This is a genomic window from Aerococcus viridans (assembly GCF_002083135.2).
Lineage (GTDB): Bacteria > Bacillota > Bacilli > Lactobacillales > Aerococcaceae > Aerococcus > Aerococcus viridans_C.
In genome coordinates, this window is sequence record NZ_NBTM02000001.1 from 344,923 (window position 1) to 371,833 (window position 26,911).

General features: G+C 40.2%; 27 protein-coding genes and 1 pseudogene. 3 read left to right on the forward strand and 25 right to left on the reverse strand.

The annotated features are described in order from the left end of the window. Window positions 1–241: 241 nt before the first annotated feature. The 14 genes from A6J77_RS01725 to A6J77_RS01790 all read right to left on the reverse strand — a co-directional run bounded on the left by A6J77_RS01725 (window position 242) and on the right by A6J77_RS01790 (window position 16,844). Window positions 242–1,144, reverse strand: a complete 903-nt coding sequence (locus tag A6J77_RS01725) for a LysR family transcriptional regulator (RefSeq protein WP_083067788.1) — start codon at window positions 1,142–1,144, stop codon at window positions 242–244. Between the two features lie 131 nt (window positions 1,145–1,275). Next, a complete protein-coding gene (locus A6J77_RS01730) occupies window positions 1,276–2,481 on the reverse strand; it encodes an acyl-CoA dehydrogenase family protein (RefSeq protein WP_083067789.1) in 1,206 nt (401 codons plus the stop codon). Between the two features lie 1,079 nt (window positions 2,482–3,560). After that, the gene (gene thrS, locus A6J77_RS01735; protein ID WP_083067790.1) at window positions 3,561–5,489 is read right to left on the reverse strand and encodes a threonine--tRNA ligase; all 1,929 of its coding nucleotides are present in this window, start codon (window positions 5,487–5,489) and stop codon (window positions 3,561–3,563) included. A 428-nt stretch (window positions 5,490–5,917) separates the two neighbouring features. Further along, window positions 5,918–6,370 carry an Asp23/Gls24 family envelope stress response protein gene (locus tag A6J77_RS01740; RefSeq protein WP_083067791.1) on the reverse strand — a complete coding sequence of 151 codons (453 nt, stop codon included), beginning with the start codon at window positions 6,368–6,370 and terminating at the stop codon, window positions 5,918–5,920. 94 nt (window positions 6,371–6,464) lie between these two features. Further along, window positions 6,465–6,671 (reverse strand): DUF2273 domain-containing protein, encoded by a 207-nt coding sequence (locus A6J77_RS01745; RefSeq protein ID WP_227645094.1) that lies wholly within the window; start codon window positions 6,669–6,671, stop codon window positions 6,465–6,467. A gap of 44 nt (window positions 6,672–6,715) precedes the next feature. After that, complete coding sequence (amaP, locus tag A6J77_RS01750; protein WP_083067793.1) at window positions 6,716–7,288, reverse strand: alkaline shock response membrane anchor protein AmaP; 573 nt, start codon at window positions 7,286–7,288, stop codon at window positions 6,716–6,718. A 111-nt stretch (window positions 7,289–7,399) separates the two neighbouring features. Further along, window positions 7,400–8,344: a primosomal protein DnaI gene (gene dnaI / locus A6J77_RS01755; protein WP_083067794.1), complete on the reverse strand. Its 945-nt coding sequence runs from the start codon at window positions 8,342–8,344 to the stop codon at window positions 7,400–7,402. Window positions 8,345–8,346: 2 nt separating this feature from the next. After that, window positions 8,347–9,897 (reverse strand): DnaD domain protein, encoded by a 1,551-nt coding sequence (locus A6J77_RS01760; RefSeq protein ID WP_083067795.1) that lies wholly within the window; start codon window positions 9,895–9,897, stop codon window positions 8,347–8,349. Between the two features lie 22 nt (window positions 9,898–9,919). After that, window positions 9,920–10,432, reverse strand: coding sequence for a transcriptional regulator NrdR (nrdR, locus tag A6J77_RS01765; protein ID WP_083067796.1), 513 nt, complete (start codon window positions 10,430–10,432; stop codon window positions 9,920–9,922). A gap of 79 nt (window positions 10,433–10,511) precedes the next feature. Then, complete coding sequence (gene coaE / locus A6J77_RS01770; RefSeq protein ID WP_083067797.1) at window positions 10,512–11,120, reverse strand: dephospho-CoA kinase; 609 nt, start codon at window positions 11,118–11,120, stop codon at window positions 10,512–10,514. A gap of 18 nt (window positions 11,121–11,138) precedes the next feature. Continuing rightward, on the reverse strand, window positions 11,139–11,993 hold the full coding sequence (gene mutM, locus A6J77_RS01775; protein WP_083067798.1) for a DNA-formamidopyrimidine glycosylase: 855 nt from the start codon (window positions 11,991–11,993) through the stop codon (window positions 11,139–11,141). 171 nt (window positions 11,994–12,164) lie between these two features. Further along, window positions 12,165–14,849, reverse strand: a complete 2,685-nt coding sequence (gene polA, locus A6J77_RS01780; protein ID WP_153045822.1) for a DNA polymerase I — start codon at window positions 14,847–14,849, stop codon at window positions 12,165–12,167. Further along, window positions 14,839–15,384 carry a dehydrogenase gene (locus A6J77_RS01785; protein ID WP_069285608.1) on the reverse strand — a complete coding sequence of 182 codons (546 nt, stop codon included), beginning with the start codon at window positions 15,382–15,384 and terminating at the stop codon, window positions 14,839–14,841. Before A6J77_RS01785 ends, polA begins: the two co-directional genes overlap by 11 nt. A gap of 200 nt (window positions 15,385–15,584) precedes the next feature. Further along, a complete protein-coding gene (locus A6J77_RS01790) occupies window positions 15,585–16,844 on the reverse strand; it encodes an ArgE/DapE family deacylase (protein WP_083067800.1) in 1,260 nt (419 codons plus the stop codon). A gap of 275 nt (window positions 16,845–17,119) precedes the next feature. Here A6J77_RS01790 and A6J77_RS01795 point away from each other — a divergent pair, with 275 nt between their 5' ends. After that, window positions 17,120–17,791 (forward strand): histidine phosphatase family protein, encoded by a 672-nt coding sequence (locus A6J77_RS01795; RefSeq protein WP_083067801.1) that lies wholly within the window; start codon window positions 17,120–17,122, stop codon window positions 17,789–17,791. A 231-nt stretch (window positions 17,792–18,022) separates the two neighbouring features. On the opposite strand, the pseudogene A6J77_RS09265 reads toward A6J77_RS01795, so the two are convergent. The 7 genes and pseudogenes from A6J77_RS09265 to A6J77_RS01825 form a co-directional block, all read right to left on the reverse strand. Then, window positions 18,023–18,169 (reverse strand): annotated as a pseudogene (locus A6J77_RS09265) (class II fructose-bisphosphate aldolase); the annotation flags it as partial. A 43-nt stretch (window positions 18,170–18,212) separates the two neighbouring features. Further along, window positions 18,213–18,746 carry a dihydrofolate reductase family protein gene (locus tag A6J77_RS01800; protein ID WP_083067802.1) on the reverse strand — a complete coding sequence of 178 codons (534 nt, stop codon included), beginning with the start codon at window positions 18,744–18,746 and terminating at the stop codon, window positions 18,213–18,215. 292 nt (window positions 18,747–19,038) lie between these two features. Next, window positions 19,039–19,545, reverse strand: a complete 507-nt coding sequence (gene folK / locus A6J77_RS01805; RefSeq protein ID WP_083067805.1) for a 2-amino-4-hydroxy-6-hydroxymethyldihydropteridine diphosphokinase — start codon at window positions 19,543–19,545, stop codon at window positions 19,039–19,041. Window positions 19,546–19,547: 2 nt separating this feature from the next. Continuing rightward, a complete protein-coding gene (folB, locus tag A6J77_RS01810; RefSeq protein ID WP_083067806.1) occupies window positions 19,548–19,958 on the reverse strand; it encodes a dihydroneopterin aldolase in 411 nt (136 codons plus the stop codon). A 12-nt stretch (window positions 19,959–19,970) separates the two neighbouring features. Continuing rightward, window positions 19,971–20,810 (reverse strand): dihydropteroate synthase, encoded by an 840-nt coding sequence (gene folP, locus A6J77_RS01815; RefSeq protein ID WP_102950007.1) that lies wholly within the window; start codon window positions 20,808–20,810, stop codon window positions 19,971–19,973. Window positions 20,811–20,843: 33 nt separating this feature from the next. Further along, window positions 20,844–21,401 (reverse strand): GTP cyclohydrolase I FolE, encoded by a 558-nt coding sequence (gene folE / locus A6J77_RS01820; RefSeq protein WP_227645179.1) that lies wholly within the window; start codon window positions 21,399–21,401, stop codon window positions 20,844–20,846. Between the two features lie 42 nt (window positions 21,402–21,443). Continuing rightward, window positions 21,444–22,721 (reverse strand): bifunctional folylpolyglutamate synthase/dihydrofolate synthase, encoded by a 1,278-nt coding sequence (locus A6J77_RS01825; RefSeq protein WP_083067809.1) that lies wholly within the window; start codon window positions 22,719–22,721, stop codon window positions 21,444–21,446. Window positions 22,722–23,183: 462 nt separating this feature from the next. On the opposite strand from A6J77_RS01825, the gene A6J77_RS01830 reads away from it, so the two are divergent. Further along, window positions 23,184–24,140, forward strand: coding sequence for a glutathione S-transferase family protein (locus tag A6J77_RS01830; protein ID WP_083067811.1), 957 nt, complete (start codon window positions 23,184–23,186; stop codon window positions 24,138–24,140). A gap of 94 nt (window positions 24,141–24,234) precedes the next feature. Here A6J77_RS01830 and A6J77_RS01835 read toward each other — a convergent pair whose 3' ends face one another. The 3 genes from A6J77_RS01835 to A6J77_RS01840 form a co-directional block, all read right to left on the reverse strand. Continuing rightward, window positions 24,235–24,738, reverse strand: coding sequence for an MFS transporter (locus A6J77_RS01835; protein WP_227645095.1), 504 nt, complete (start codon window positions 24,736–24,738; stop codon window positions 24,235–24,237). A 111-nt stretch (window positions 24,739–24,849) separates the two neighbouring features. Beyond that, window positions 24,850–24,936: a hypothetical protein gene (locus A6J77_RS09545; protein ID WP_415749487.1), complete on the reverse strand. Its 87-nt coding sequence runs from the start codon at window positions 24,934–24,936 to the stop codon at window positions 24,850–24,852. Between the two features lie 20 nt (window positions 24,937–24,956). Beyond that, window positions 24,957–25,991 (reverse strand): transposase, encoded by a 1,035-nt coding sequence (locus tag A6J77_RS01840; protein WP_265331437.1) that lies wholly within the window; start codon window positions 25,989–25,991, stop codon window positions 24,957–24,959. Between the two features lie 100 nt (window positions 25,992–26,091). Here A6J77_RS01840 and tnpA point away from each other — a divergent pair, with 100 nt between their 5' ends. Further along, on the forward strand, window positions 26,092–26,514 hold the full coding sequence (gene tnpA / locus A6J77_RS01845) for an IS200/IS605 family transposase (protein WP_083067812.1): 423 nt from the start codon (window positions 26,092–26,094) through the stop codon (window positions 26,512–26,514). Window positions 26,515–26,531: 17 nt separating this feature from the next. Here the strand turns inward: tnpA and A6J77_RS09330 are convergent, their stop codons facing one another. Next, window positions 26,532–26,684, reverse strand: coding sequence for a hypothetical protein (locus A6J77_RS09330; RefSeq protein WP_158320207.1), 153 nt, complete (start codon window positions 26,682–26,684; stop codon window positions 26,532–26,534). Window positions 26,685–26,911: the final 227 nt, after the last annotated feature.

The following is a 26,911-nucleotide window of genomic DNA, read 5'->3' on the forward strand; positions in this document are numbered from 1 at the left end:
TTAAACTCTATTATATACTAATGCAACTTTGTATTTAATTTGGCGATTTTGTGGAATCGATACTTATATTATACTGGTAGCGTTTACAATATAAAAGGGGGTTATACCATGAAAACGCTAGCAGAAACTTATCGAAATATAAGTCATCCTTATAAAACTTTGCGAATTTCGATAAAATAAAAGGTCCTAAAGCCAGAAAATGGCTCTAGGACCTACAGATATTAGGATAAGTTATGTTTTTCTAAGTATTTGCTGGCGCAAAATTGCTTACAATCTGATTGAAAATATAATCTTTTAACGGTTCATGTTTTTCATGACGTGCGCGACAAATGGTGAAATTAAAAGGAATTGGATCCTTAAATTTTCGTATCGTAGACAAATCTCGATTCAAATGCTTCTCTACTGGTCTAGGCAAAATAGTCACAATATCTGTATCTTGAGTTGCATCCATTAGGTAAGACCATGATGATGACGTGAAAAGAATTTGACTATCCAGATGATTTTCTTCCAGCTTTTCGCTGACGAGTTGATGCGTCATAAAAGAACTATTGAAGGTTGCCAAAGGATATTTGTCTAAATTACGCCAATTCAAGCAGTTTTTCTTAGCCAAAGGATTATTCTGCGACAAAAATGCCACCATTTCATCAAAACAAATTGTATGCTGCTCGTATACCTTCTCGTCTAGTAAGGTTGGCTCAATAAGGATGGCTATATCCAAATCATCCTTAATCAACTTTTGACGTAAAGCATGACTACCATCTTCACTGATGGATATCTGTATCTCCATATTTTCTACTGATAGTTTAGGGAAATAGGCAGCAAAGTAGGTTTCTAAGATGAGTGATGGTAAACCAATACGAATGGTTCCTTTTTGGCGTAAAGATTCATAATGAATAATATGATCTAATTCATCTGACAAAGCCAAAATTTTAATCGCATATTCATATACTTCCTTACCTGCTGTAGTTAGTCCTTGTAGTCGGCTATTCTTACGGTTAAATAACTCAATTTCATGATCTCTTTCAACGGTAGAGATAAACTGACTTAGGGCCGGTTGACTAATGTGGATTTTCTTGGCAGCTAGTGACAAGTTAAAGTTACAATCCACAATGTTGACAAAATAATATAATTGTAAGATGTTCAATTTCACGGCACCCCTCTCTATTAGTTTCGATTATAGCAAAGTTTATAAAACTAAAAAAAGAAATCAACCCCAAGTGTTTCCTGAAGTTGATTTCCGAATTTGTTCATAGCAATTATTGAGGTGGATTGCGATTAAATAAATGCGCCGATACCTGTAATCTCACGTCCTACAAGTAAAGCGTTAATTTCATGTGTACCTTCATAAGTGTAGATAGCTTCTGCATCTGCGAAGAAGCGAGCTACGTCAGTTTCTAGGGTAATACCATTACCACCAGTTACTTCACGTGCTAAGGCAACTGTTTCACGCATTCTTAAAGAGTTGTGCATTTTTGCTAATGAAGAGTTGAACATTTCGTACTCGCCATTTTCCATTAATTCAGCAATACGTACTGAGTAGCCTAAAGCTGCTATAGCGTTAGATTGCATACGTGCTAATTTTTCTTGAACTAATTGGAAACCAGCTAATTTACGGTCAAATTGTTCACGTTCAGTAGTGTTACGTAAAGCAGCAACAAAAGCACCTGCTGTTACGCCGTTAGCAATATGTGCAACGTCTGCACGAGTATGGATGAAAATTTCATTTACAGAGCGGAAACCATTAATGTTTGGTAGACGGTCAGCTTCTGGCACTTCAACATTGTCTAAAGTGATGTGGCCATTTTGAACCATACGTAAGGAAATTTTGTTAGGAATTGGCACTGCTTTATAGCCAGGAGCACCTTTACGAACGATGAAACATTTGATTTTGCCGTCTTCAACGTCACGCGCAAATACAGGGACGATATCAGCAGTATCTGCACCACCGATCCAACGTTTTTCACCGTTTAAGATCCATTTATCACCTTTACGTTCTGCAGTAGTTCCTAAACCACCAGCAATATCAGAACCGTGATCTGGTTCAGTTAATGCAAAACATGTTTGCCATTCGAAGTTACGTATTTTAGTTGCGAATTCTTGTTTTTGTTCTTCAGAACCACCGATTAAGATTGTGTTGTAACCTAAACCACCATGTACTGTGTAGAATGTAGCAATTGAAGCATCAAAACGAGATAATTCATAGTATAGGAAGGCATTATACATTTCGCTAGCTTTCCATTTGTCATCGCGACCTTCAAATAATTTAGGGCTGTTCATAATGCCAGCTTCTTTTAATTTGTAGAATGCTTCAAACGGGAATTTACCGCGTTCCCAGTGATCAGTTACAACTGGACGGATATCATTCTCAATGATTTGACGTACATGTTGTAATACTTCCAATTCACCATCAGTTAATTTTTCTGCATAATGGAATACATCTTCTGGGTATAATTCACGGATAATTTCTGCTTTTGTTGACATAGTTTTGTCCTCCATTTAAATTCAATTTTGTTTTATTTTAATTAAATACTTGTTGCAAACGCTTCCACACACATATAATAACCCATCCTTATCCATTTTTAAAATAAGGAATTTGAATTGAAATATAAGTTTAAGTTATACATGGTGCAAAACCCTATACTTTCAGTATTTTATACAGTCAAAAGCATTGGATGGAACTTTTCTTCCTAACTGAATGCATCCAAATTATGCTTCCTGTGAGACTTTTGCATATCTGAACATACGCATACAAGGCTAGTACAATTACCGAAGGATAATTATCCTACATTTGTTGAGAAAACCGCAATTACAGAATGCGCGTGTCAATCAAGCATTTTTGACGTTTTTATCCCGAATAAATTGTGGTTCTATAAGATATGCTATTTTTTTACTGAATATAACCACATTCAGGATAAATTTTTATCGTCTGTATCGAACGAATCGTCATTGTATAAGACTGGTCGTTTATTTATCGAATAGATGCTGGGACAAAAGGCCTCTAAAAAAGGCGTACACAATTCTTAATAAGTGTTGTGTACGCCTTTTACTTTGAAGAAATTCTTATAAATTTTGATTGAAATATATCATGGGAACAGGTGTTAAAGGACTGAAAGTGAAGTTCCATAGCCGTGAAGGAGGATGAAATCGAGACCTTGGCTTTCAATGGTCCCCCGGCTCACAAGGAACGTACACTGTAAGGACGAAAAAACTATGATTTTAATTTTTTGTACCAGCCTCTGCTTTTTTATCCCAAATTTCGAGTTATTTGGTAATTTTTTCGTTCACAATACAGCAAAAGAGGTTGGAACGATTTGTCCCAACCCCTTTTTTTACCTTTATATCAGTAGGGCGTCGACTCTCTAACCCTGTTTAGTCGGGTGCGCTCGACCATCTCAATTCCACTTCAGGATAGTTGTTGAGCTTAGCGGTCTCGCTTACACCCTTTAGTCGGGTTCGTCCCTCCAGAAAGGACTGCGTTTCAGATGAAGTTGTAGCTGACTGTGTCATCTACTGTCTTCATCTTTCAACGGTTCCTTTCTTAGCGTCGGGGCTCGCACCCTTTATTTATATTCTTTGATGTCTTGTTCTAATTGCGCTAAGAATTCATCAAAAGGCATTGATAGTGTTTCTTTTGAACCATAACGACGCACTGTTACTGTGTTTTCAGCGATTTCATTGTCCCCAAATACTAATTGGTATGGAATTTTAAGGGTTTGCGCTTCACGAATCTTGTAACCCATTTTTTCGTTACGATTATCCACTTCAACACGCATACCAGCAGCTTTCATTCGACGACGGATTTCTTCAACATGGTCACCATGTGCGTCATCGTTAACTGGGATTAATTTCGCTTGAACTGGTGCTAACCAAGTTGGGAAGGCACCTTTGTATTCTTCGATTAGGTAAGCTACGAAACGTTCCATAGTTGAAACGACACCACGGTGGATAACCACTGGACGGTGTGTATCTTGACCGTCTTGACCAACGTAAGTTAGGTCAAAGCGTTCTGGTAATAAGAAGTCTAATTGAACAGTAGACATTGTTTCTTCGTTACCTAAAGCAGTTTTCATTTGAACATCTAATTTAGGACCGTAGAACGCTGCTTCACCAATGGCTTCAAAATATTCTAAACCTAAGTCATCCATTGTTTCTTTTAGCATTGCTTGTGCTTTTTCCCACATTTCGTCATCATCAAAGTATTTATCCGTATTTTCTGGATCACGGTAAGATAAACGGAAGCGGTAGTCTGTAATATTAAAGTCATCATAGACTTGTTTGATTAATTGCAGTACTCGCGTAAATTCTTCTTTAATTTGGTCTGGACGTACAAAGATATGCGCATCATTTAAAGTCATTTCACGTACACGTTGTAAACCAGATAAAGCGCCTGACTTTTCATAACGGTGCATCATACCTAATTCCGCAATCCGAATTGGGAATTCACGATAAGAGTGAATATCATTTTTATAAACCATCATGTGATGTGGGCAGTTCATTGGACGTAAAACTAATTGTTCACCGTCACCCATATCCATTGGTGGATACATATCTTCATGGTAGTGGTCCCAGTGTCCAGAAGTTTTATAAAATTCAACATCTGCCATAATTGGTGTATACACATGCTCATAACCTAGTGATTCTTCTTTATCAACGATGTAACGTTCGATAATACGACGAACAGTTGCACCTTTTGGTAACCAGAACGGTAAACCAGAACCAACTTCAGGATTTACCATGAAGATATCTAATTCTTTACCTAATTTACGGTGGTCACGTTCTTTAGCTTCCTCACGCTGTTTGATGAACTCTTTCAAGTCACGTTTCTCAAAGAATGCTGTACCGTAAACACGTTGCATCATTTTGTTATCTGAGTTACCTCTCCAGTATGCACCGGCAACAGATAATAGTTTGAATTCTTTAATGTAACCAGTTGATGGTACATGGATTCCACGACAAAGGTCAGTGAATTCCCCTTGTGAGTATACTGTTAACGTTTCATCTTCTGGTAAATCTGCGATGATTTCTAATTTATATTCATCATCCGCAAAGATTTCATTCGCTTCAGCACGTGTCACTTCACGACGTTCAATTGGATAATTCTCTTTTACAATTTTAGCCATTTCAGCTTCAATTACTGGTAGATCTTCTTCAGTAATTTGTTTTTCTTGGTCCGTATCATAATAGTAACCTGTTTCAATGGCTGGACCGACACCAAATTTAATGCCTGGATACAAACGTTTCATCGCTTGCGCCATTAAATGGGCAGTAGAATGACGTAAGATACCTAATGCATCTTCATGTTTAGGGTCAACGATTTCAATCGCGCCACCTTCATTAATCGGAGCATTTAAGTCCACCAATTCACCGTCAATTTTAGCCGCTAATGCGCGTTTTGCTAATGAGTTACTAATTGATGCAGCAACGTCACGACCAGTCACGCCTGCTTCGAATGATTTTTTAGCCCCATCTGGGAATACTAAGTCAATCATGTTTTTCCTCCTTTTTCCTTTTGAAAAATAAAAAAAGCCCCATCCTAGCCTAAAAGACTAGAATGGGACGCTAATAAACAATATGCGTGGTTCCACCCAAGTTCGATAATATATGCAGAGCATATCTTATCCTCAATTGCTGATAATGGGGGCAACCCGTACACCTTATCACATGTGCATAATACCATCTGTTTCGGTGCAATCTAAAGAGTGGTTCGCTATATGATCTTGCAAGTTTTTCACCAACCAACTTGTCTCTAATGTCCAATCCTAAAGCTTGTCTCTTATCATCGATATAGTTATCTGATTTCAAAATAAGTATAAGCATCGAGCCTATAATTGTCAAACAAAATTCATAAGAAACCGTTTCACATAGGTGATTTCAAGGAAAAAGAGACGAGTGTAAACCCGCCTCTTTCTGGTGAAAATTATTGTACGCGTGAACCGTCAGTGTATTGGCCACTTTGGTTTACTTGACGACGTTGTTGTTCAGCTGCACGTTTTTGTTCGTTTTGGTCACGTTCATACTCAGCGCGTGTTAACACGTCGTTTACGTTCATGTTCACTTCAACAACTGTTAAACCAGTCATTTGTTGAACGTTTTCTTTCACTGCTTTAGTCACTTTGTCAAAAGCGGCAGGAATATCTTTGCCATATTCAGCAATCACTTCAAGGTCTAAAGCTACTTCTTTTTTACCAACTTCGGCGCTAACACCTTTAGTTTCGTCTTCACTGCTAGAGAAGAAGTTCATAATTCCTGAAGTAAAGTTACCTTTTAACTCTAAAATCCCATCAATGTTTTGAACTGTATAGAAAGCAATTTTTTCCAATACACGGTTTTCAAAAGTTAAATCATTTGTGTGTTTTACGTTTTCTGACATGTAAAATACCCCATTTCTTTTATTTTTAAATTATATAACCAATAAGTTGTCAATATCATAGCAAATCCATCTACTTAACTCAAACAATATGATGCTAAAAATTGAAAAATGAGAACCAACTTTCTAAGTCAATTTGCCCATCAAAATATGCCCCTACAATGTATCCAATTACTGAAAATACTAGGATGAATAAGGCAGGTCCAAAACCTAACCACATCCACAGTAAACCAAAAATGAATGCAATCAATCCGCCAATAATACGATTTCTATATGGATACCAGCTACGTGGTGGTTGTTTCATATGCTCTGTGCCTCCTATCAACATTCGGTCCTATTCGATCAAGATTATCTAACACGCGCCTGGTTTTGACCGCGCCCCTGTTGGCTTACTTGACTCGCATCATACGGTGCGGCAGATACTTTTACATTTTGAACATTTGTCCCTAAAACGCGTTCTGCTCCAAGTTTAGCTTTTTCTGCGATGCGATCAGAAGTTGCTTGAACCGCTTGGTTTTTATCTACAGCGTAATCAACCGCTACTTTTGTGTTTTCTGGCTTACGACCAAATTTCACCGTAACATTTTTGTTAGATGCTTGTTTCACGTCTAACAACTCTTGGTGTACCGCCTGTACAACTGTATCACGGTTTACTTTCACCTCACCAAAGTCGTTAGTCACTTTTAAGGTGCGTGATTTTGCTGGTGCGACCAAGGCCCAAATTAAAGCAACTGCAAAATAAATAAATGCAAGTGCCAATAGCACAATGACCGTATTCACTAACATTTGATTAGAAACAATATGTTGGTCAGCAAAGTCACTTACGTATGGTATTGGATAAATGACTGCAGCTGTTACCACTATCGCTAATAAAACTAAGAGTGAAAATAGGATTTGAAGGAACTTTCTCAATCCACTCATTCACTCACCTCCTTCATCTAGCTTCTATATATGATATAAGTATAGCTTATCATTTTAAAGTTAAGTGTACAAATATTTTGCTGTGAAAATGACGATAAAAAAAAGAAGGTATTAACCGTTACGACGGTCTCTACCTCCAACTGTAATTTCTTCACTTAAATACTTAATTCTTTCCATGATACGAGCAGATTTAGCCACATCTACCCCTTCTCTAGTCGTCGTCAGAAATTCTTCCAACTCAGCCATTGAGAAATTAGAGGTAAAGAATGTCGATAACTGCTCTTGCATCCGGTATTGCAAAATAACACCCAGCACATCATCGCGCACCCATTCACTATTGGATTCAGCACCAATATCATCTAACACTAGCACTTGTGCTTGCTTGATTTCATTGACTCTTTGGTCAACAGTGTTAGTCCGAATACGTGATTTCAAATCTACTAACAATTCTGGGTAATGTACCAAGGTAGATTTGACCCCATGCTCAGCCAAAGTATTGACTAAAGCAGCCAGAATGTGGGTTTTCCCAACCCCAAATTGCCCGTGTAGATACAAACCCTTATGATAGGCATTTGGTTTACTGGTATAGGCTGAAATAAATTGCAGACTCTTTTGAATCGCTTCAAATCGGTCTTGATAGTCATCTTTCGTCATCTTTTCAAAAGAAGCTGACCGCAGACTTTTAGGCATTGAGACCATTGTCACTCGCTTGTTCAATTCTTCGGCCTCTTGTTGCTGGATAAAGGCTTCAGTTGGATGGTAATCCACATCAATAAAGTTCACGTTCATGATCAAATTTGGCGCATATTGGACGAATTTCTTTTGGCCCAAAGCATCATTACCATTCTCGCGCGCAAACTCATATAATTTTGAAAATGATTTCTTCACAATTTCATCTTCAAAGCTTAATTGATGTTTGCCAAGAAAAGCCTGGACATCTGGATCGCTTTGAACAATGCCTTCAATTTTCGCTTGGCGCTCTTTGAACATGGGGTTGCGGTTGAACTGCTGTTTTAAGGAGTCCCCCACATTTTTCATTTGGTTGTTATCAGCCATACTTACTCACCTTCTTTTGGATTTAATGATTGCAGTAACTGTTGAATTTCTGCTTCTTGGGCACTTAAGGATGCCTTGTTTTCTTGCTTGACTGCCATATCTTGCTTAGGCTTGTCTTGGTCACTTGTCTTTGGCGCCGCCACTGGTTTTTGATATTTATCTTGTCTTGAATCAGGGTCTAACCATTTTGGCTTAACCGACTGCTTCTGCGTCTGATAACGCCCTTTAGCCATACGGTTCTTTTGCCGTTTTTCATAATTTTCAGCACTCTTCTGCTTACGTTGCTTCAAGTATAACATGGCTTCTTCAGGCTCAACCACCTTGTTTTGACGCCAGTCATCAGCAACACTCTCTAGGTATGAGCGCGTCAGCCGGTTCTGTTCCAACTCAATCAAACAGAATTGCACCATTACATTTAAGGTCGCCGGCTGAATCACTTCTAATTGGATTAACTCGGTAATGGCGTTCCCCTCAGACTTAGTCAGATAGCCACCCTTTTGTTCCTTGATTGATTTCGCAAAGGCAATTGGTGGATAAGACCTAGCCAATTTGGACAATGACAACTCTTCTTGCGAAAGCCCTTTGCCTAACCAATGTTGATCAGCTTGATCTGCTTGCTGGCGGTCTTTGGCCTCTGAAACTGTAATCCGGTCTGTTAAACCGCTACTAGTCCCCTGTGTAGATTGCTTTGCTGGCTGAACATTGCTTGTACCTGTTTGATTGCTCGACCGGTCTAAAGCTAGGCGCTGCAACTTGCGTACGTCAATCTTATTGGTCCTTAGATCAGTCGCTGATAAAGCCAATTCTTTCAAGTCCACCTCATCAAAACCATAGAGTTGATGTAAGGATACAAACATCTCTTTCACTTCATCTGTAATGGCTTTTTCAGAGATGAATGACGATTGCAGCAACTCTTTTAAAGTGTTCATATTCAAGGTTGAACTAGTAATTGTAGTTGCCATGGTTTGACTATTTTTAGCTACCAACTTATCCTCAATTTCATCCGAAATGGGATAGTATTGACTTGGTAATCGGTAGACATCTTGGAAAGTAGCGGTCACTTCCGTCCAATCTCCTGATTTCAAGTCTACTGGTACCTTGATTGAAAACTTATCTAGCATCAATTGATAGCGGTCTTGACCCAACCGGTCCATTAAAAGACTAGACATAATTGGGTCAGAGAAAATGTGCTTAGAATCCAAAGGCGCTTGCAATTGATAAATCGTCGTCACATCATCTTGGTTTGTATGACTACTTTTTTCAAAAATTTGTAATAAGCCAATTGCTTCAAGCTGCCGTCTGGCCTTCACGTATTGCTCCTTCCCAGCCACCATTTGTTCCATCAAATCGAAGTGGTGCAAAGGGATTGAGGCAAAGTCAGACAGTTGAATATTGGCATATAAAGTCTGGTAAAAGGCGTAAGCAGTGCCGCCAATAATGGGTTGGTATAGATGAAGTAGGACTTGCTGGTCAATATCTGAAATCCAGTGGGGTTGGGTAATTTGAACAAGCCCTTTTGGATCTAAATTTTGCCATGGGTATGTCACTGGCATTACCCTCCCTTCTATGAAATATTTAGTCTTCTACACGATCTTCGATTGAGTCTTCAGGATTCGCATCGCCTTCACCTTGGTCATTCCGCCCTCTTAACCGTTCGATTTCTCTTAGGAAAACAGTTGGATCCTCAAATTGTCGGTATACGCTGGCATAACGGATATAAGCCACTTCATCAATATCTGGTAAAGCTGCCATCAACAATTCCCCAATTTCAGAAGCTGGTACCTCATTTTGACTACGAGACCGCAACTCAGATTCAACATCATTGGCTAACTGTTCAAGTTGGTCAGCTGATACAGGACGCTTTTCAGCAGAACGGATCAGGCCACGCAAAACCTTCTCATGAGAAAATTCTTCTCTAGTTCCGTCACGTTTAACGACTAATAAGGGTGTTCGTTCGATGCGCTCGAAAGTGGTAAAACGGGCGCCACAGTCTAAGCACTCTCGACGTCGACGAATAGAGGTATTATTCTCCGCTGGTCGACTATCAACTACTTTTAAATTGGTTGAAGCACAATTTGGACATTGCATATATTTGACACCTCTGCTTTCAATTTTAATATACTTGAATAATTGCTTGGTTTATTATAGCACAAAGGCTATTAAACCACTATTTTAGCGGTTGAAAACCAGAGATGCCGACCCATGCATCCAATTGTTGTTCAGTCTCTGCAATAGACCCCGAATTATCAATCACCACATCCGCCATCATGGCTTTTCGTTCAATGGACATTTGACTAGTCATTCGTTGAAAAGCATCAACTGAAGTTAAGTTATCCCGCTGTATTAACCGGTCTAATTGAATGGTTTCAGACACATAAATAACCATTACCTGGTCACATGCATCCACGAAATTTCCTTCAAATAATAAAGGAATATCCATGACAATCAGTTCATGTCCTTCCGCTTCATACTTGTCTTTTTGACTGTTTAACCAGTCGCGAATAGGTTGGCGTAACAATTCGTTCAACTTTTCTCGTTTCTTATCATCTGAGAAGATAATTTGGCCTAGTTTCTTACGGTCTAACACCCCATTAGGAAAGACAATATCCTCTCCAAAATGCGCTTTAACCGCTTCTAAACCTGGTTGTCCTGGTTCAACAACCACTCGCGCCCCGTAATCTGCATCGATGACTGGAAACCCAGCTTTCTTAAAAAATTTACTTGCAGTTGATTTACCTGTGGCAATACTGCCGGTTAGTCCTAAAATATGACTCATAGTGCCTCCATTTTACTTTTAAATAGATGATGTAGTGTTTTTAACTGAAAAGTGAATGCGCTGGCAATGTGGACAGAAATGTGTCCCTCTTTTAGCCACGCTAATTTTCTCAATCTCAGTGCCGCATCGTGTACAGGGTTGGCCCTTTTTCCCGTAGACCTTTAAATAATCGGCATAATGACCATTCTCACCAAAGGTATTGGTATAGGTTCGAATCGTTGTCCCACCAACTTCAATAGCTGACGCCATAATCCTACGACTCTCAGTGATAATGGCTTGGATTTCCTCGTCGTATAATGATCTAGCGCTTTGTTCAGGGTGGATTTTCGCTGCAAATAAGATTTCATCCGCATAAATATTACCAATTCCCGCAATAACCCCTTGGTCTAAAAGAACTGCCTTGATGGGTCTTGTTGTCTTATCAAAACGCTTTTGCAGATAATCAACAGTTAAATTTTTTGGTTCAGGACCTAATTTCAACTTGGCAATTTCCGCTTCAGTATCCGCCTTTTCAACCATATGAATCCGGCCAAACTTCCGAACATCTCTGTAACGAAGGTCATGACCGTCAGTCAGATGACAAATAACATGGGTATATTGGTCTACCGGGCTTTCCGTTGGCTCATATAGGTATTTGCCTTCCATCCGTAAATGGGCAATCCATGTTACATCAGTCCAATAGAAAAGTAAAAATTTTCCTACTCGACCTACTTTCTCTAATTGCTGGCCTGGCATCCGTCTCTCAAAGGCATCCACACCACCTTCTGCTTGAATAATTCTTGGCCAAGTCACTGTCACAGACGATACTGTCTTACCAATAACAATTTCTTCTAGACCGCGTCGAACCGTTTCCACTTCGGGCATTTCTGGCATCACTACACCACTTTCTAATTTCTCTTCTTCATACCATTCTAATGCAAAACCTGCCTATTGAAAAGACAAGTAGGAGGTAAAGCTTGTAAGATATCTGCCATCCTTTTCCCTTTTATTCCATAGGCTAGAAAAGAGGTGCCAGTCTGTTTTAACTGCACCTCTTTTGATTCATTATTTTGCTTCATACCAAGTTGCACCGTAATTAGATTCAATTTCTAATGGCACATCTAGTTGGGCTGCTGACCCCATGATTTCAGTCACTAATTTTTCTAGTGTATCAATTTCATCTTTTGGCACTTCAAAGACCAACTCATCATGGATTTGTAATAATAGATTGGCTTGTAACTTATGTTCTTTTAACGCTTCATCCATCTTCACCATGGCTATCTTAATGATATCCGCCGCCGTCCCTTGAATTGGCGTATTCATGGCATTACGTTCAGCAAATGAACGAACGTTAAAGTTCTTCGCGTTTAAATCAGGTAAGTAGCGACGACGGTTGAATAGGGTTTCTACATAACCATCTTCTTTGGCTTTCTCTACAACATCCTTCATGTAAGCTTGAACGCCTGGATAGTTTTCCAAGTAAGTATCAATAAAATTCTTAGCTTCTGGACGAGAGATATTCAAGTTTTGGCTCAAACCATAGTCAGAAATCCCATAGACAATCCCGAAGTTTACCGCCTTGGCATTTCGCCTCATGTTAGACGTCACTTCTTCTTTAGCCACATTGTAGACTTTCATAGCTGTTGAAGTATGGATATCTTCATGGTTGTTGAAGGCTTCCTGCATATGCTTGTCACCAGAAATATGGGCTAGCACCCGTAATTCAATTTGTGAGTAGTCACTTGAAAAAATAACCCAGTCTTCGTGACTTGGTACAAAGGCTTTACGAATGCTCCGACCTTCTTCAGAACGAATTGGAATATTTTGTAAGTTTGGATCAGCTGATGATAAACGACCTGTTGATGTTAAGGTTTGTTGGAAACGAGAGTGAATTTTACCATCCCCGTGGATAAACTCTTGTAACCCTTCAACATAAGTCGATTGCAATTTATTCAATTGACGGTAGTTTAAAATCAAGTCGATAATTGGTGCTTGGCCAGCCAATTTTTCCAAAACATCCTGGGCTGTTGAATAACCAGTCTTCGTTTTCTTAATCACAGGTAAGCCCATTTCTTCAAATAGGATAACCCCTAATTGCTTAGGTGAATTCACATTGAATTCGTGGCCTGCTTCTTTCCAGATATTGGCTTCAAGGCCGTCAATAATCTCTTGGAATTCAGCCTGCATAGTGATTAATTGTTGTTTATCCACTGAAATCCCTAAAATTTCAAGGTTTGCTAATACTAAAGCCAATGGTAACTCCATTTTTTGGTACAAGTCATCCATTTGGTTGGCTTCTAATTGCGGGCGAATGGTTTCTTGTAAACGTGCGATAATATGCACTTTACGGGCAATATGTTCGTACATGGTTTCAGCTTCTTCAGGTACGCCTCGTTTAGCCCCTTTGCCATAAATAGACTCATCATAAGACAAGTCATCCATATCAAATTCGCGTGCCACTTCAGCCAAGTCGTTAGAATTGTCGCGGGCATGTAATAAATACGACCCAATTAAGACGTCATCCACAACCCCTACAAAGTCGATGCCTACATAGTCCAGCATGACCTTTGTTCGTTTGGCATCAAAGACTACTTTTGTGACTTGCTCATCCGACAACCATGATTTAAATAAATCAGCCTGCAGTAAGCTAGCATCTCCAGTAAAGATTTCACTACCGTTCGTCCATGCAACAGCCACAACCTCTGAATCATGGTAGTTTTTACTCAAGTTTTCAAGGTAAATCGCATACCCATCCGCTGCAGCCACACCTGGGAAATGGTCCACTGTTAAATCCTCAGCAGACGCCACATGCGTATAGGTAACCTCTTCCCAATCTTCTGTCAACAAGTCCGCCTGGTCTGAATTTTCCAATAAACGAGACATAAAGCCATTAAAGTTCATATCCTTATAAAATGACATCAGCGGTTCAAGCTGTTTGCCTTTATAAGGTAACTCAGCTAATTCAATTTTCACAGGTGCGTCCAGTTCAATCCGCGCCAACTTTTTAGACAGAATCGCATTGTCTTTTTCGTTGATCAGATTTTCTTTCCGCTTCGATTTCTTCATATCGTCAATTTGCTCATACATCGCTTCCATTGACCCATATTCATGTAATAATTTTAGGGCTGTCTTTTCACCAATCCCTGATACACCAGGGTAGTTATCTGAAGAATCACCCATTAACCCCTTCATATCAATGATTTGTTCAGGCGTAATCCCCATATCTTCCATAATCGAAGCTGGCGTATAAGATGCTAATTCAGATACCCCTTTTTTGGTGATATCTACTCGGACATTGTCACGTGCCAATTGCGTCAAATCCTTGTCCCCAGAAATCACGACAACATCAAATTCTTCAGGGTCTACTTTAGTCGCAAAAGTCCCGATAATGTCGTCTGCCTCATAGTTAGTCAACTCATAATGCGCAACCCCAAAGGCATCTAGGAGCACATTGAAAAATGGCATTTGCTCTCTAAACTCAGATGGTGTTGATTGACGCCCACCTTTATATTCATCAAAGAATTCGTTTCTAAAAGTCGTTTTACCTGCGTCCCACGCCACCAAGGCATGCGTCGGTTGTTCTTTTTCCAAGATATTATTCATCATTTCATGAAAAGCAAACAAGGCATTGGTATGCATACCATTCTTGTTTACGAATGAATCGATATTATGGATGGCAAAGAAAGAACGAAAAGCCAGAGATGACCCGTCAAATAGGACGAGCTTCTTCTTTTCTTTATTAGTACTCAATTGAGTCGCCTCCTGAAATTCGTTGGAATACACCTGCATCAATCGTCTCAGCGTCATTTTGTAGGTGCTCTTGTGGTGGTAAAACTGTCAACATAGCATCTAATACACGGTCGTCGTCAGTCGCATTGGTAAATTTTCCAATACAGTGAATTGTCACAAATTGTTTTAGTTCTTCTACGCGAATAACTTCAAATTCAAAAGTAATGATTGAATTGTGTGGAATAGAGTGAATAATATTGATGTTCATTTCAACTAAACGTGACCCGGGTCCAGGGAAATTCATCGATACTGTACGCGTAATAATCCCCATTAAGGCGATTGGTGGTACAACAACCTCGCCTGGAGTAAGGCCTGCTTTATGTGACGTTTGTTGTAGGTATGCCGGGTTCGAGTCTGAGGTAACCCCCATGTATAACAAGACATCTCGCTCTCTAATCGATTCAGTTACACGGAAAGTGTCGCCAACTTTGATTGCTTGAAGGGTTTTACCCATTGCAGCTTGTTCTTGAGTCTCTTCTAAATTATGTTCTACCATATTTAATACACCCCTACGCTTATTTTATGATCTTGTCATTTCCAACGATTATTTGTTGCGAAAAAATGCAACAGTCTCTTTCATATTTTATCAAAGAAAATGGATATATGCGACAAATACAATAGTATGGTAGTAGATACCATTGTACCGGCTGCATAAAAAAGCTATGACCAGAATGTCATAGCTTTTTTAAACCAGTTTTATTTGTTTTCTAAATAAGTGGCTAACAAGTCAATGTATAAGTTGACGAATGTTAGATACTCGTCCTTGTCCACGTATTCATCAATTTGATGTGATGTTGTTGATCCTGGGCCAAAGATGATGATTGGGTAGCCTGCTGGTTTGTTAGCAACAAAGTTTGCCCCATCCGTACCACCTGTCATTGGCACAACTTCCAAGTCTTGGTTTAGGTATGTAGCGCCTAATGATTTGGTTAATTGGACTAAGTCTGAATTAACCCCGCCATTTAGTGGTTTTAAGTCTAGGGTTAATTGTAAGTTGAAGTCTGCCCCTTTATCTAAGAATTCTTGGTAAACTTCAGAAAATACGCCTTTAACCGCTTCGTTGTCGAATTCAGGTACCGTACGGATGTTGAAGACAACTTCTGCGTGGTCAGGAATGGTATTCACTTGGTCACCACCACGGAATACAGTCACGTTAAAGGTTGGCTGTTTCAATAATTGGTCTAATTCTTGGTTACCAGCGTCGTCACCTTCAACTGCCCCGTATAAATTCAATACTGGTGAGAAGTCTAATTGACCAAAGCTAATATCTTTTGTCGCTTCTTTGAATGCCTGTTTGAAGGCTAAAGCAAAGTCCATCAATGGGTCAATGGCGTTGATGCCACCACGTGGTCTAGATGAATGAACAGATTTACCACGTGATGACACTACAAAGTTCATGGAACCCTTGTGAGATGGGTGAATCATCCCTGTTGTTGGTTCACCAATCACAATCGCGTCAACGTCAGATACATGACCTGCTTCTTCTAGTTGTATTGAACCGACAGCCCCATTTTCCTCGTTGTAAGTCGCTAACAGGCGTAAAGTTCCGCGTTCTAATAATCCTTGTTCTTTAATTTCGATCATAGCGATCACTAAGGCAGCCAATCCGCCTTTCATATCTGTAGATCCACGGCCGAATAGTTTCCCGTCACGCTCAGTCAATGTGTAAGGATCAGACGTCCAAGCCTCCGCGTTCCCTGCAGATACGACATCCATATGACCAGAAATCGCTAATACTGGCGAACCAGATCCGATTTCAGCTACCAAGTTGGCACGACCAGGAATCCCTGTTGGAATCACCTTAGAATCGATTCCATACTCGCCTAGTAGGGCTGCAAGATAATTAGCCACATCTTCCTCATTGCGGTCAACCGTCTCGATAGCCACAATATCACTTAAAATTTTAATTTTCTCTTCATCAGTAAATACTTTAGCTACTTTTGTCAAAAAGAACACTCCTCATTTTTCTGCCAGTTTCTATGGCATTCATCTCTACTTTTCATTTTAGCACGAATTTTTGGACACAAATAATAAATTGCCTAAGAGATTTCAATCAGGGGTGTTCTCTTTTACCGAATTATATATGCGAATACTTTTCTAAGTAGAATTAACCAACATTTCACGCGACGCCATCAAATATATGATTTATCCTGGAAATCGTTTTCATAAATCATTTCTTATGCTAGAATGAAGTTAACATCAAATACCAAAATACGAGAGGAGTGAATATTATGGCAGCTATCCATTATTACTTTGTCCGTCATGGCGAAACGACGGCCAATGCAGACCAACGTGTCCAAGGATGGGCAGATTCACCAGTTACACGCGACGGCATGCACGTAGTCGACCAAGTAGCCGAAACCCTAGCAGATGTGCCCTTTGACCTAGCCTATTCCAGTGATTTAGACCGGTGTATTGAAACAGGTGAGCGGATCTTAATGAAACAAGAAAATGATATCCAACTATTCCCAGTTGAAGGCTTTAGAGAGTACAACTTTGGTGGTTTAGAAGATCAAGATATGGAGAAAGTATGGCCAAAATCCATTAGTCAATTAGTGGACGAGATGCGGATTAACCAAATCCCTTCAACCCAATACGTGCCACTAATTATTGAAAATCTTGTGGACCGAGACGAAGAAGGCAATTCAGAAGACTTTATCACCTTCTGGAACCGGATCGAAGAAGCTATGTTGGATATTCATGACGACGCCCTAGAAGTCCGCATGGAAACCCAAAAGAAAGACATCCACGTCTTAATCGTCAGCCATGACATGCCAATTCGCTTCTTCCTACATGAAGTCCTACCAGAATTCGACTTAAAAGAAGACTTAAAATACGGCCATTATGCCCATGTCGTTTATACCAAAGGTGCCTACGAACTAGAAGAATTTAACCAAGTTTAGTCAGACATTCTTTGAAAAATAACCAAATAAAAAAGCTAGCTTTACCTCCTGTTTCGTGTATCTAACAAGAAATGGTCTAGGTAAGCTAGCTTATTTTTTATCTTTATGGTCTAAACTTTTCAATGACGGCTTGCATTTCTTCAGCAAAATAGTCTAACTCTAGGTCAATGAAGTCTTGCAAGTAGATGCTTTCTTGACGACTCTTATCCTCTAAATCTTTCATTATTTGTGTTAAGACTTTATTTGACAAGGCTGAATAATAGTTGCTTTTTGAATACCAATTTCAACCGCTTGGGAAATTTCACTATCAGAGCTTGATGATCCACCGTGTAAATCTAATAGGGTATCTACCAATTGACTCACTTCTTCCAAGATATGGAATTTTAATTTACAGGCTTATTATCATAATTCGTATTTTGTTCTAACGTCTGTGGTAAATGTGAATTGTCAATCCACCCATGACATCCACTTGGTCCAGTTGCAATGGAATAGATTCGTCCAATTCATAGAATAAAGGCTTCCCTTTACCCAGAATTATTGGCACGGTCCCGATGATATATTCATCAATCGCATTGGTCGCCATGAAGGGTTTCAGCATAATGCCACCACCATACAAGTAAATATTGTGGTCTTGCTTCTTCTTCGCCAGCATTAATTTCACAATTTGCCCTGGTTTGACAAAATGGATATTGCCTTCGTTTGACCGTTTTTCATTAGTCACGACGTATATGGTTTTTGATGGAAAATCTGCGACAAAGCCAATTTTATAAGACTGGTGTCCCATGACAATAATGTCATAAGCCTCAAAAAAGGCTTCCAGCGAATACGGTGAATCACTGGTTGATACATCCGTTAAATTCGGACCAGCTACTCCTTCAATAAAATCAAATTGATCATCCAAGTCTGCAATATAACCATCCACACTTTGGACAATACTTAAGGCAATCTTACCCATTATATCCCCCTTCTTACATTTTATCCACAGTAGAAAAAATAATGTAATCACTATAACTTTAGTATTATTTCAAACGATTCTTAATTAGCCAGACAACTTTTTAACAAAAAACTGACGGAAACAAGGTAGCCATTAGCCACCAAAAAGAATAAAATGCGAATTACGGAGCCAAGCGATGAAGGTGCTTAGGAACCGTTTGAGGACTTTGAGTTCTGAAGACCTCAAACGGTTCGGTGGCTTTTAAATGGCTAACCTTTTCCAAAAGTTTGTTAAAAAGTCCATAGGCCTTCTATTATTCTAAAGATAATCCAGCAACACGGACATCATCTTTTTCAGCTTGTGGTAGTTGGTCGCGTAAATTACCAACTGCTTGTCCTAAAATCGGTACCTGCCAAGATCCAACAATATCGGCCGCTGGGCACAAGACGAAAGCCCGTTCATGCATACGGGGATGTGGTACTTGTAAGTCTGTCGTATCGATGACTTTTTCATCTATCAACAAGATATCCACGTCGATGGTACGTGGCCCGTTTTTAATAGTCCGGACCCGCTTTTGGTCTTGTTCAATGCTTTGACAGAAAGCCAGTAAATCAGCTGCTGATAAGTCCGTTTGGATATGCACAACCATATTCAAAAAGTCTTCTTGGTCTAAATAGCCTTTGGGTACTGTTTCATAGATTGGTGAAGTTGCCACTACTTTAGTCGCTTCATTTTCCTTAAAGGCTGCCACTGCATTTTTCAAGTGGCCTAGTCGTTGTTCAATGTTAGATCCTAAAGCGATTAATACGTCTGATTGCATCTTTATTTCACCTCGTTCATCTGGTTTATCTGATTCAGCCAGGCCCGGTCTCGTTGGATTTCAATGGCTACACTTTCATAAATTCCGCGAATGGGTGGATCAGGTTTCACCACTTTGATGGTCACTTCTTCAACGAGTGGAAAGTCACCTAAAATCCGCATGGCTAACTTGTGGGCTAACCGTTCCAATAATTTAGCGGGTGCTTCATGTACGACAACATCTTCAATCACCGTATAGACATCGGCGTAGGAAACTGAATCATACATATCATCTGACTGGCCAGCTGGCGCCAAGTCCACCGCTAGAACTGCATCCACATTGAACCTTTGTCCAAGCGTTGTTTCTTCAGCCAATAAGCCGTGGTTGGCGTAAAATTGCAAGTTATTCAAATAAATTTTATCCCTTTTAGCCATCAGAACCCCTCCTTAAATACTCACTGGGTCAATTTGTCCGCGTTTAATCGCATCTGCCACCGCTGCAGCTTCCTTATTGACTTTCACATTGTGGACCCGTACCATGTCAGCTCCCGATAAGATCCCTGAAACCGTTGTGGCTGCGGTCGCTACGTCGCGTTCATTAGCCGGCATATCTACTAATTTACCCAAGAATCCTTTTCTTGAAGTAGCCAAAAGGACAGGCATATTAAAGCTAGCCAATTCTTGTAAACCTTGGATTGCCAATAAGTTGTCGTCCGCCGTTTTAGCGAAACCAATACCAGGGTCAAGAATCAGCTGGTCGTCACGCATCCCTTGAGCGCGGGCAATCTCAATAGAGGTTTGTAGGTCAGCTTTCATCTCTTTCATGATATCGCTATAATCCTGGTATTCTTCCCGGTTGTGCATCAAAATTAAGGGTGCATCAAAGTCAGCGCAAATCTTAGCAATGGCTGGTTCACGGGTCGCAGCCCACTGGTCGTTAATGATATCTGCACCTGCTGTAAGGGCTTGGCGAGCCACCTCAGCCTTCCAAGTATCCACTGAAATCAAGACATCAGAAACTTGGCGAATAGCTTGAACTGCTGGAACAACTCGGTTAATTTCTTCTTCAAGAGTCACTGGCACGTGGCCAGGACGGGTAGATTCGCCACCCACATCAATAATATCTACCCCTTCAGCGACCATTCTTTCTACTTGGGCGATCATGTCGTCAGTGGCAACATAGGCCCCCCCATCTGAAAATGAGTCGGGGGTCACATTTAAAATACCCATGATCCAAGTGTGGTCGCTAGGAAAATTAAAGGTTTTATTTAATCGTTTAATATACATCTCGTCACAAACTTTCTATTGTCATGCCAGCAACTATAAATTCATCATATCTAAAACTTCTTGACGGCGGCTGCGGTCAGTATAAGCGCCACGGGTGGCGTAAGTCACCGTCTTAGCACCTGGCTTCTTGATGCCTCGTAAAGTCATGCACATGTGTTCCGCTTCTAACACAACAAATACGCCTTCTGCCCCTAATTCTTCCGCTAATACGTCCGCTACTTGGTTGGTTAACCGTTCTTGTAATTGCGGTCTCAAGGCAAAATCTTCGACAATCCGTGCCAATTTAGATAGGCCGATAACCTGTCCGTCTTTAGGAATATAGGCTACATGCGCTTGCCCAATCACTGGTAATAGATGGTGTTCACATGTTGAGTGGAAGGGAATGTCCTTTACCAATACAAATTCTGATGCTGATTCAGAAAAGGTTTTTTCTGTGTGGATTCTCGGATCTCTATTTAGCCCGTCAAATACTTCCGCATACATTTTGGCTACCCGTTCTGGCGTTTCAACAAGGCCTTCACGGTCCGGGTTTTCGCCGACTGCAAGCAATATCTCCCGTACTGCCTTTTCAATTCTTTCCATATCCATTATTTTCACCTTTTCTTATTTAATATTGAAAACTCTTTATCATGCTTATAGCCGATTTTTGATGATGTCCCTTAAATAGCCCACAAAGTAGAAAGACCCAAATATACATAAGAGGTCGTCTTCCTTTAAATCCGCTTCCGCAATTTCTAAAGCTGCTTGGTCTGAATCCGCAACCTCAACCGCTGTCCCAGTTGCTTTGATCATAGCAGCCAATTGGTCACCAGCTAAAGCCCGGTTTGAATGCGGGGTTACGGTAATAATTTTTTGAAAAATGGGCGCAATGACCTCAACCACATGTGCCACGTCCTTGTCCGCTAACATGCCCATAATAGCGACCCTTTTGCCCACTTTTGAAGCTGGGTAATGGGTTAAAATCGCCTCTTTTAAGGATAAAATCCCGTCCATATTATGAGACCCGTCGATGATGATTGTAGGCTCAGACGCTACCATTTCAAAGCGGGCTGGCCAAGTAACAGTCGCGAGTCCTTTTTCAATGGCCTGGTCAGAAATGACAATCCCTTGTGCTTTCAAGACTTGGATAATTTCAATGGCTAGGGCTGCATTATTGACCTGATAAGGGGCTTGTAGGTTGAGCGTGTACTTATGTCCCTTATAGTCGAATGACTGTAGTCCGTGGGCGTCGGTAGCTAGCGGTTCTATATCCCCTGGTATGACTTCATGTATAGGCACTTGAAGGCGTTTAGCTTGTTGAGTGATGGCCCTTTTCGCCTCATCAACTTGCGGATATAATACCAAGGGCACGCCTGATTTCAAGATGCCGGCCTTCTCACCTGCGATTTCTGTTAGTGTGTCGCCGAGGATTTTCTGGTGGTCCAGGGCAATTTTCGTGATAGCCGTGACTAGTGGTTGGTTGATGATATTAGTAGCATCCAGTCTACCGCCCAAGCCAACTTCTAAGACGACAAAATCTACAAGATTTGCCTCAAAGGTCAACCAAGCAAGTCCGGTAAAGACTTCAAACTCGGTGTAATATTCATCCGGTCCTAATGCTGCCGTCATCCGGTCAACTTGTGCCATGAGTTGGTCGTCAGTGATTTGTTGGCCATTGATTTGAATGCGTTCGTTGAAGTCGACTAAGGACGGTGAAGTGAATAAGCCAACCTTGTAGCCAGCTGCTTGGAGGATAGTGGCCACCATTTTGGCGGTTGACCCTTTGCCGTTTGTCCCAGCGATATGAATGGTTGGGAGTTGATTTTCTGGATGGTTAAAGTGCGCCATTAACTGTTTCATCGACGCTAATCCTAACACCATTTCACCAGCGGGTGCTAGGGGCAACTTTGCTTGAAGTGATTCGTAACGCAATGGATAAGCCTCTTTTCGTGATCTATTATGAGTAGAAGACGTTTAAACCGCCTTCTAGAACGTCTATAGGTAGGATTTAGCAGGTGGATGCACCATTTAACACCAACAACATTCGGTATTCCCTTAAAACACATGCACCAACCTGCCATAACCATACCTAGTCCCATTAAGTATAGCTAACTTTTAATTGTTAGTCATCAGGGATTACTCAAAAATCCATAGTTCGTGTTTGAAGAGATGACTATTGTTCAACGAATACTTTAATGCTAGTCCAGTTAGCGAGATATAGTTTGCGCCAAATATCGCTTGCTTAAGTATCCATACAATTGCTTTCATGAAATTTTGAAAGCTTTATAGTTTGTCCCCTCAACCCCTATCACTTGAGAAATATAGTCAACTATATTATAATAAGACTTATATTAATTTGAAATCGAATTATTATTTCTAAAAGGAGATCAATGCATGGGATTATTAGTAGACGGTGTTTGGAAGGACCAATGGTATGACACAGAATCAACAGGTGGTCGTTTCGTCCGCAAAGATTCACAATTCAGAAACTGGATTACCACTGACGGTGCACCAGGCCCTTCAGGTGAAGGTGGCTTTAAGGCAGAGCCAGGTCGCTACCACTTATACGTATCATTAGCGTGTCCGTGGGCTGGCCGTACCTTAATGCTGCGTAAATTAAAAGGCTTAGAAGACATGATTTCTATTTCTATCGTGAACCCAATCATGTTGGAAAATGGCTGGACATTTGCACCAGACCAAGGTGTCATTCCTGACCCTATTCTAGATGCAGACTTCTTACACCAAGTATATACACATGCTGACCCTAACTATACAGGCCGTGTAACAGTACCTGTTTTATACGACAAGGAAAAAGATACCATCGTCAACAACGAATCATCTGAAATTATGTTGATGTTAAACTCAGCATTTGACGAAATTGGTGCCACTGAAGGTGATTACTACCCTGAAGAATTGCGCGACCAGATCAAAGAAATGGATGACTTTGTCTATCCAAACATCAACAACGGTGTTTACAAAGCTGGTTTTGCGACAGACCAAGCTGTTTATGAAGAAGAAGTTGATCATGTATTTGACGCCCTAGAAAAATTAGACGGCATCCTAGCTGACAAAAAATTCTTATTAGGCGACAAATTAACAACATCTGACATCCGCTTGTTCCCAACATTAATCCGTTTCGAGCATGTCTACTACGGTCACTTCAAGTGCAATATCAAACACTTAACTGACTTTGAAAATGTATGGCGTTACACGCGTGAAATCTACAACATGGCAGGTATTTCTGACACAGTTGATTTCTATCACATCCAACACCACTACTATGGTAGCCATCCGACAATCAACCCGAACGGCATTATTCCAGCGGGCCCGGCAATCTCCTTAGACATCTAAGTTGACTGCAGACAATTAAATAAGCCAATACAAAAAAACTGGTGGTCACTATTAAACGTGACACCAGTTTTTCCTTTTTTTATAAGCAGGTTTCCTACCCTTTTACCCCGTCTTCTTTAACGCCTAGTAATAAGGCACCCCCGATAATAAAGAGGATAATTAAACCAAAGACCCCATTCAAAGAGTTACCCGTTATTTGGGTAATAATCCCAAGTAAGGTTGTCCCGATAATAGAGGAGAACTTTCCGAAAACATTATAGATGCCGAAGAATTCATTCGTTTTGCCTTCTGGTACTAATTTTCCAAACATCGAACGTGACAAGGCTTGTAAGCCACCTTGAGCCGTCCCAACCATACAAGCTAGTATAAAGAAATCAGTCGCTGTTTCCATACTCAAGGCATAGATACAGATAATGATATAAGTCACAATCCCTACATAGATGATTTTCTTGTCCCCGAATCGTTTGGCCAACTGCCCGTATAATACTGTGAATGGAAAGGCCACAATTTGAACGATCAATAAGACCACTACAAGGACTGTCGCTTCAATCCCTAAGTCAGTTGCTACAGCCGTTGCCATTGAAATAATCGTCCGCAACCCCCGCCCCTTCTGCGATTGCCTTATGAACTACAACGCCATTAAAATGGCGTGTTTCTAGGAACACTCATGACTTGTTCCACTTATTTCAAAGCAAAACAGCGGTCTAAGCTATTTAACTAAGGCCTGTTCCAGGCCAATATTTAATATATTTTTAGCTGCGTTGATATCTCTATCGTGATGCATATTACACTTCATACAAGTCCAATGACGTATATTTAACGCTTTTTACCGCTATCATACCCGCAATTGGAACATTTTTGGGACGTCTTGTACGGATTAATAGCTACAAATGTCTTATCGTACATTTCGCACTTTGCCTCTAAGATTGTTCTAAACATCCGCCAGGATTGGCCAGCGATTGAACGGGCTAATTGATGATTTTTCATCATATTAGTCGTCTTTAAATCCTCTAGAACGATAACGTCATAACTTTTAACCATATCGGTTGTGATTTTATGAATGTAATCCTTACGGATGTTTTTGATACGTTGATGAATACGGGCCACTTGGCGTTTGGCTTGCTGGTAGTTTTTCGCATCCACTAAAGCTACACCGTTCTTTTTGGCTTGTAAACGTCTACGGGCCATTCGCTTTTCCCAATAATGTAATTGCTTCTTATAAGACAAATGTAGTCGCTGACTTTGATATTTTTGACCATCAGATGTAATAGCTAAATCACTTACACCTAAATCGACACCGACAACATTTCCTGTTTTGGGCATTGCTTGATTATCGCTTGTGACCAAAAGGGAGATATAGTAGTCGCCACTAGGTGTATATTTTACGGTGACAGATTTTATGCGTTCATTCTCAATATGAAACACACTTGACTTACATTTTATCCAACCTAATTTGGGTAATTTGATATACCGCTGATTATCATTAAAACGAATGTTGTTGCCACGTATGGTACTTAAATACGACTGTCTGGTGTTCTTCTTTGATTTGAATTTTGGGTATTTTGAATAACCTTTAAAAAAACGAACAAAAGTTTCGGATAAGCGTTTAACACTACATTGAACAGCTACGCTATCAACTTCACGCAACCAGGGATATTCCTTCTTCATTTGTGGAATAAGAGAGGATAACGCATTATAAGATAGCATTTGAAGGTCAGGATTGTTTTCGTACCGCGCATTCAACATGGCCAACATTTCGTTCCAGATGAATCGGGTATGACCAAAGGTCATATGAATTAACTGACGCTGTTTTTCGTTAGGATAGATTTTACACTCAATTCCTTGATACATGTTTTCACCCCCTTGCGTTTATAGATATATTATACCATACGTATGACTGTTGTTTATAGCGATAACAATTGCTATAATGTAGTTAAAGAGGTGTTTACATATGATTGTGAAAACAAGGACAAATGTCTATGATTTTAATTTCCATTTGGTTTGGGTAACAAAGTATCGTAAAGAAATATTTACAACCATTGAAAAACAAAATGCCATGCAAGATATATTGACGCATATTTGTGATGAACACGATACTGTCATCCAATCGCTCCAAGTAATGCCTGACTATATCCATATGTTGATTTCGTTCAACCCTAAACATGCCGCAAGTAGTATCGTCAAAACACTTAAAGGGAAATCTGCCCGTCTATGGTTCAAAGCATATCCAGAAACAAAAGCAATGTTATGGGGTGGCCATTTATGGACACCTAGTTATTTCATGGCAACAGTAGGCAGTATGTCTAAAGAAACGGTCAAAAAGTATATAGAAAATCAATTAACGGAATACAATGACGGTCGCCCTAGAACTTGATTCATCCATGTAATGAATTACACGGTTTTCTCAAGGGGCGACTTTAAATAAAACAAGGGAAATAATGTTGCTGTGATAACTAAGGAATAAGCTGAATTCCCTGTATCCTGTATAACCCACGACCATTCTTCTTTGGTGTAACCCCAAAATTTTTTACCTATCTCTGCCATGACTTGCCTCCGTATTTTTATTTTTGTTGATGGTAGTTGTAAACCGCTAATTCAACAATTAAGTCATAAGGAATTTCTGAATCATAGGGAAATTGTAAGGTCCCTTGCCTGACCCAAGAACTGCCCCCTTGTCCTCAAAAGTAAGAATCGTTTTCGGGAAGGGATAAATCCCAAGATAACACTTGTTGCTCCCGTAGTGGGTAACCATCTTCTTGTCAAAAAAGGGT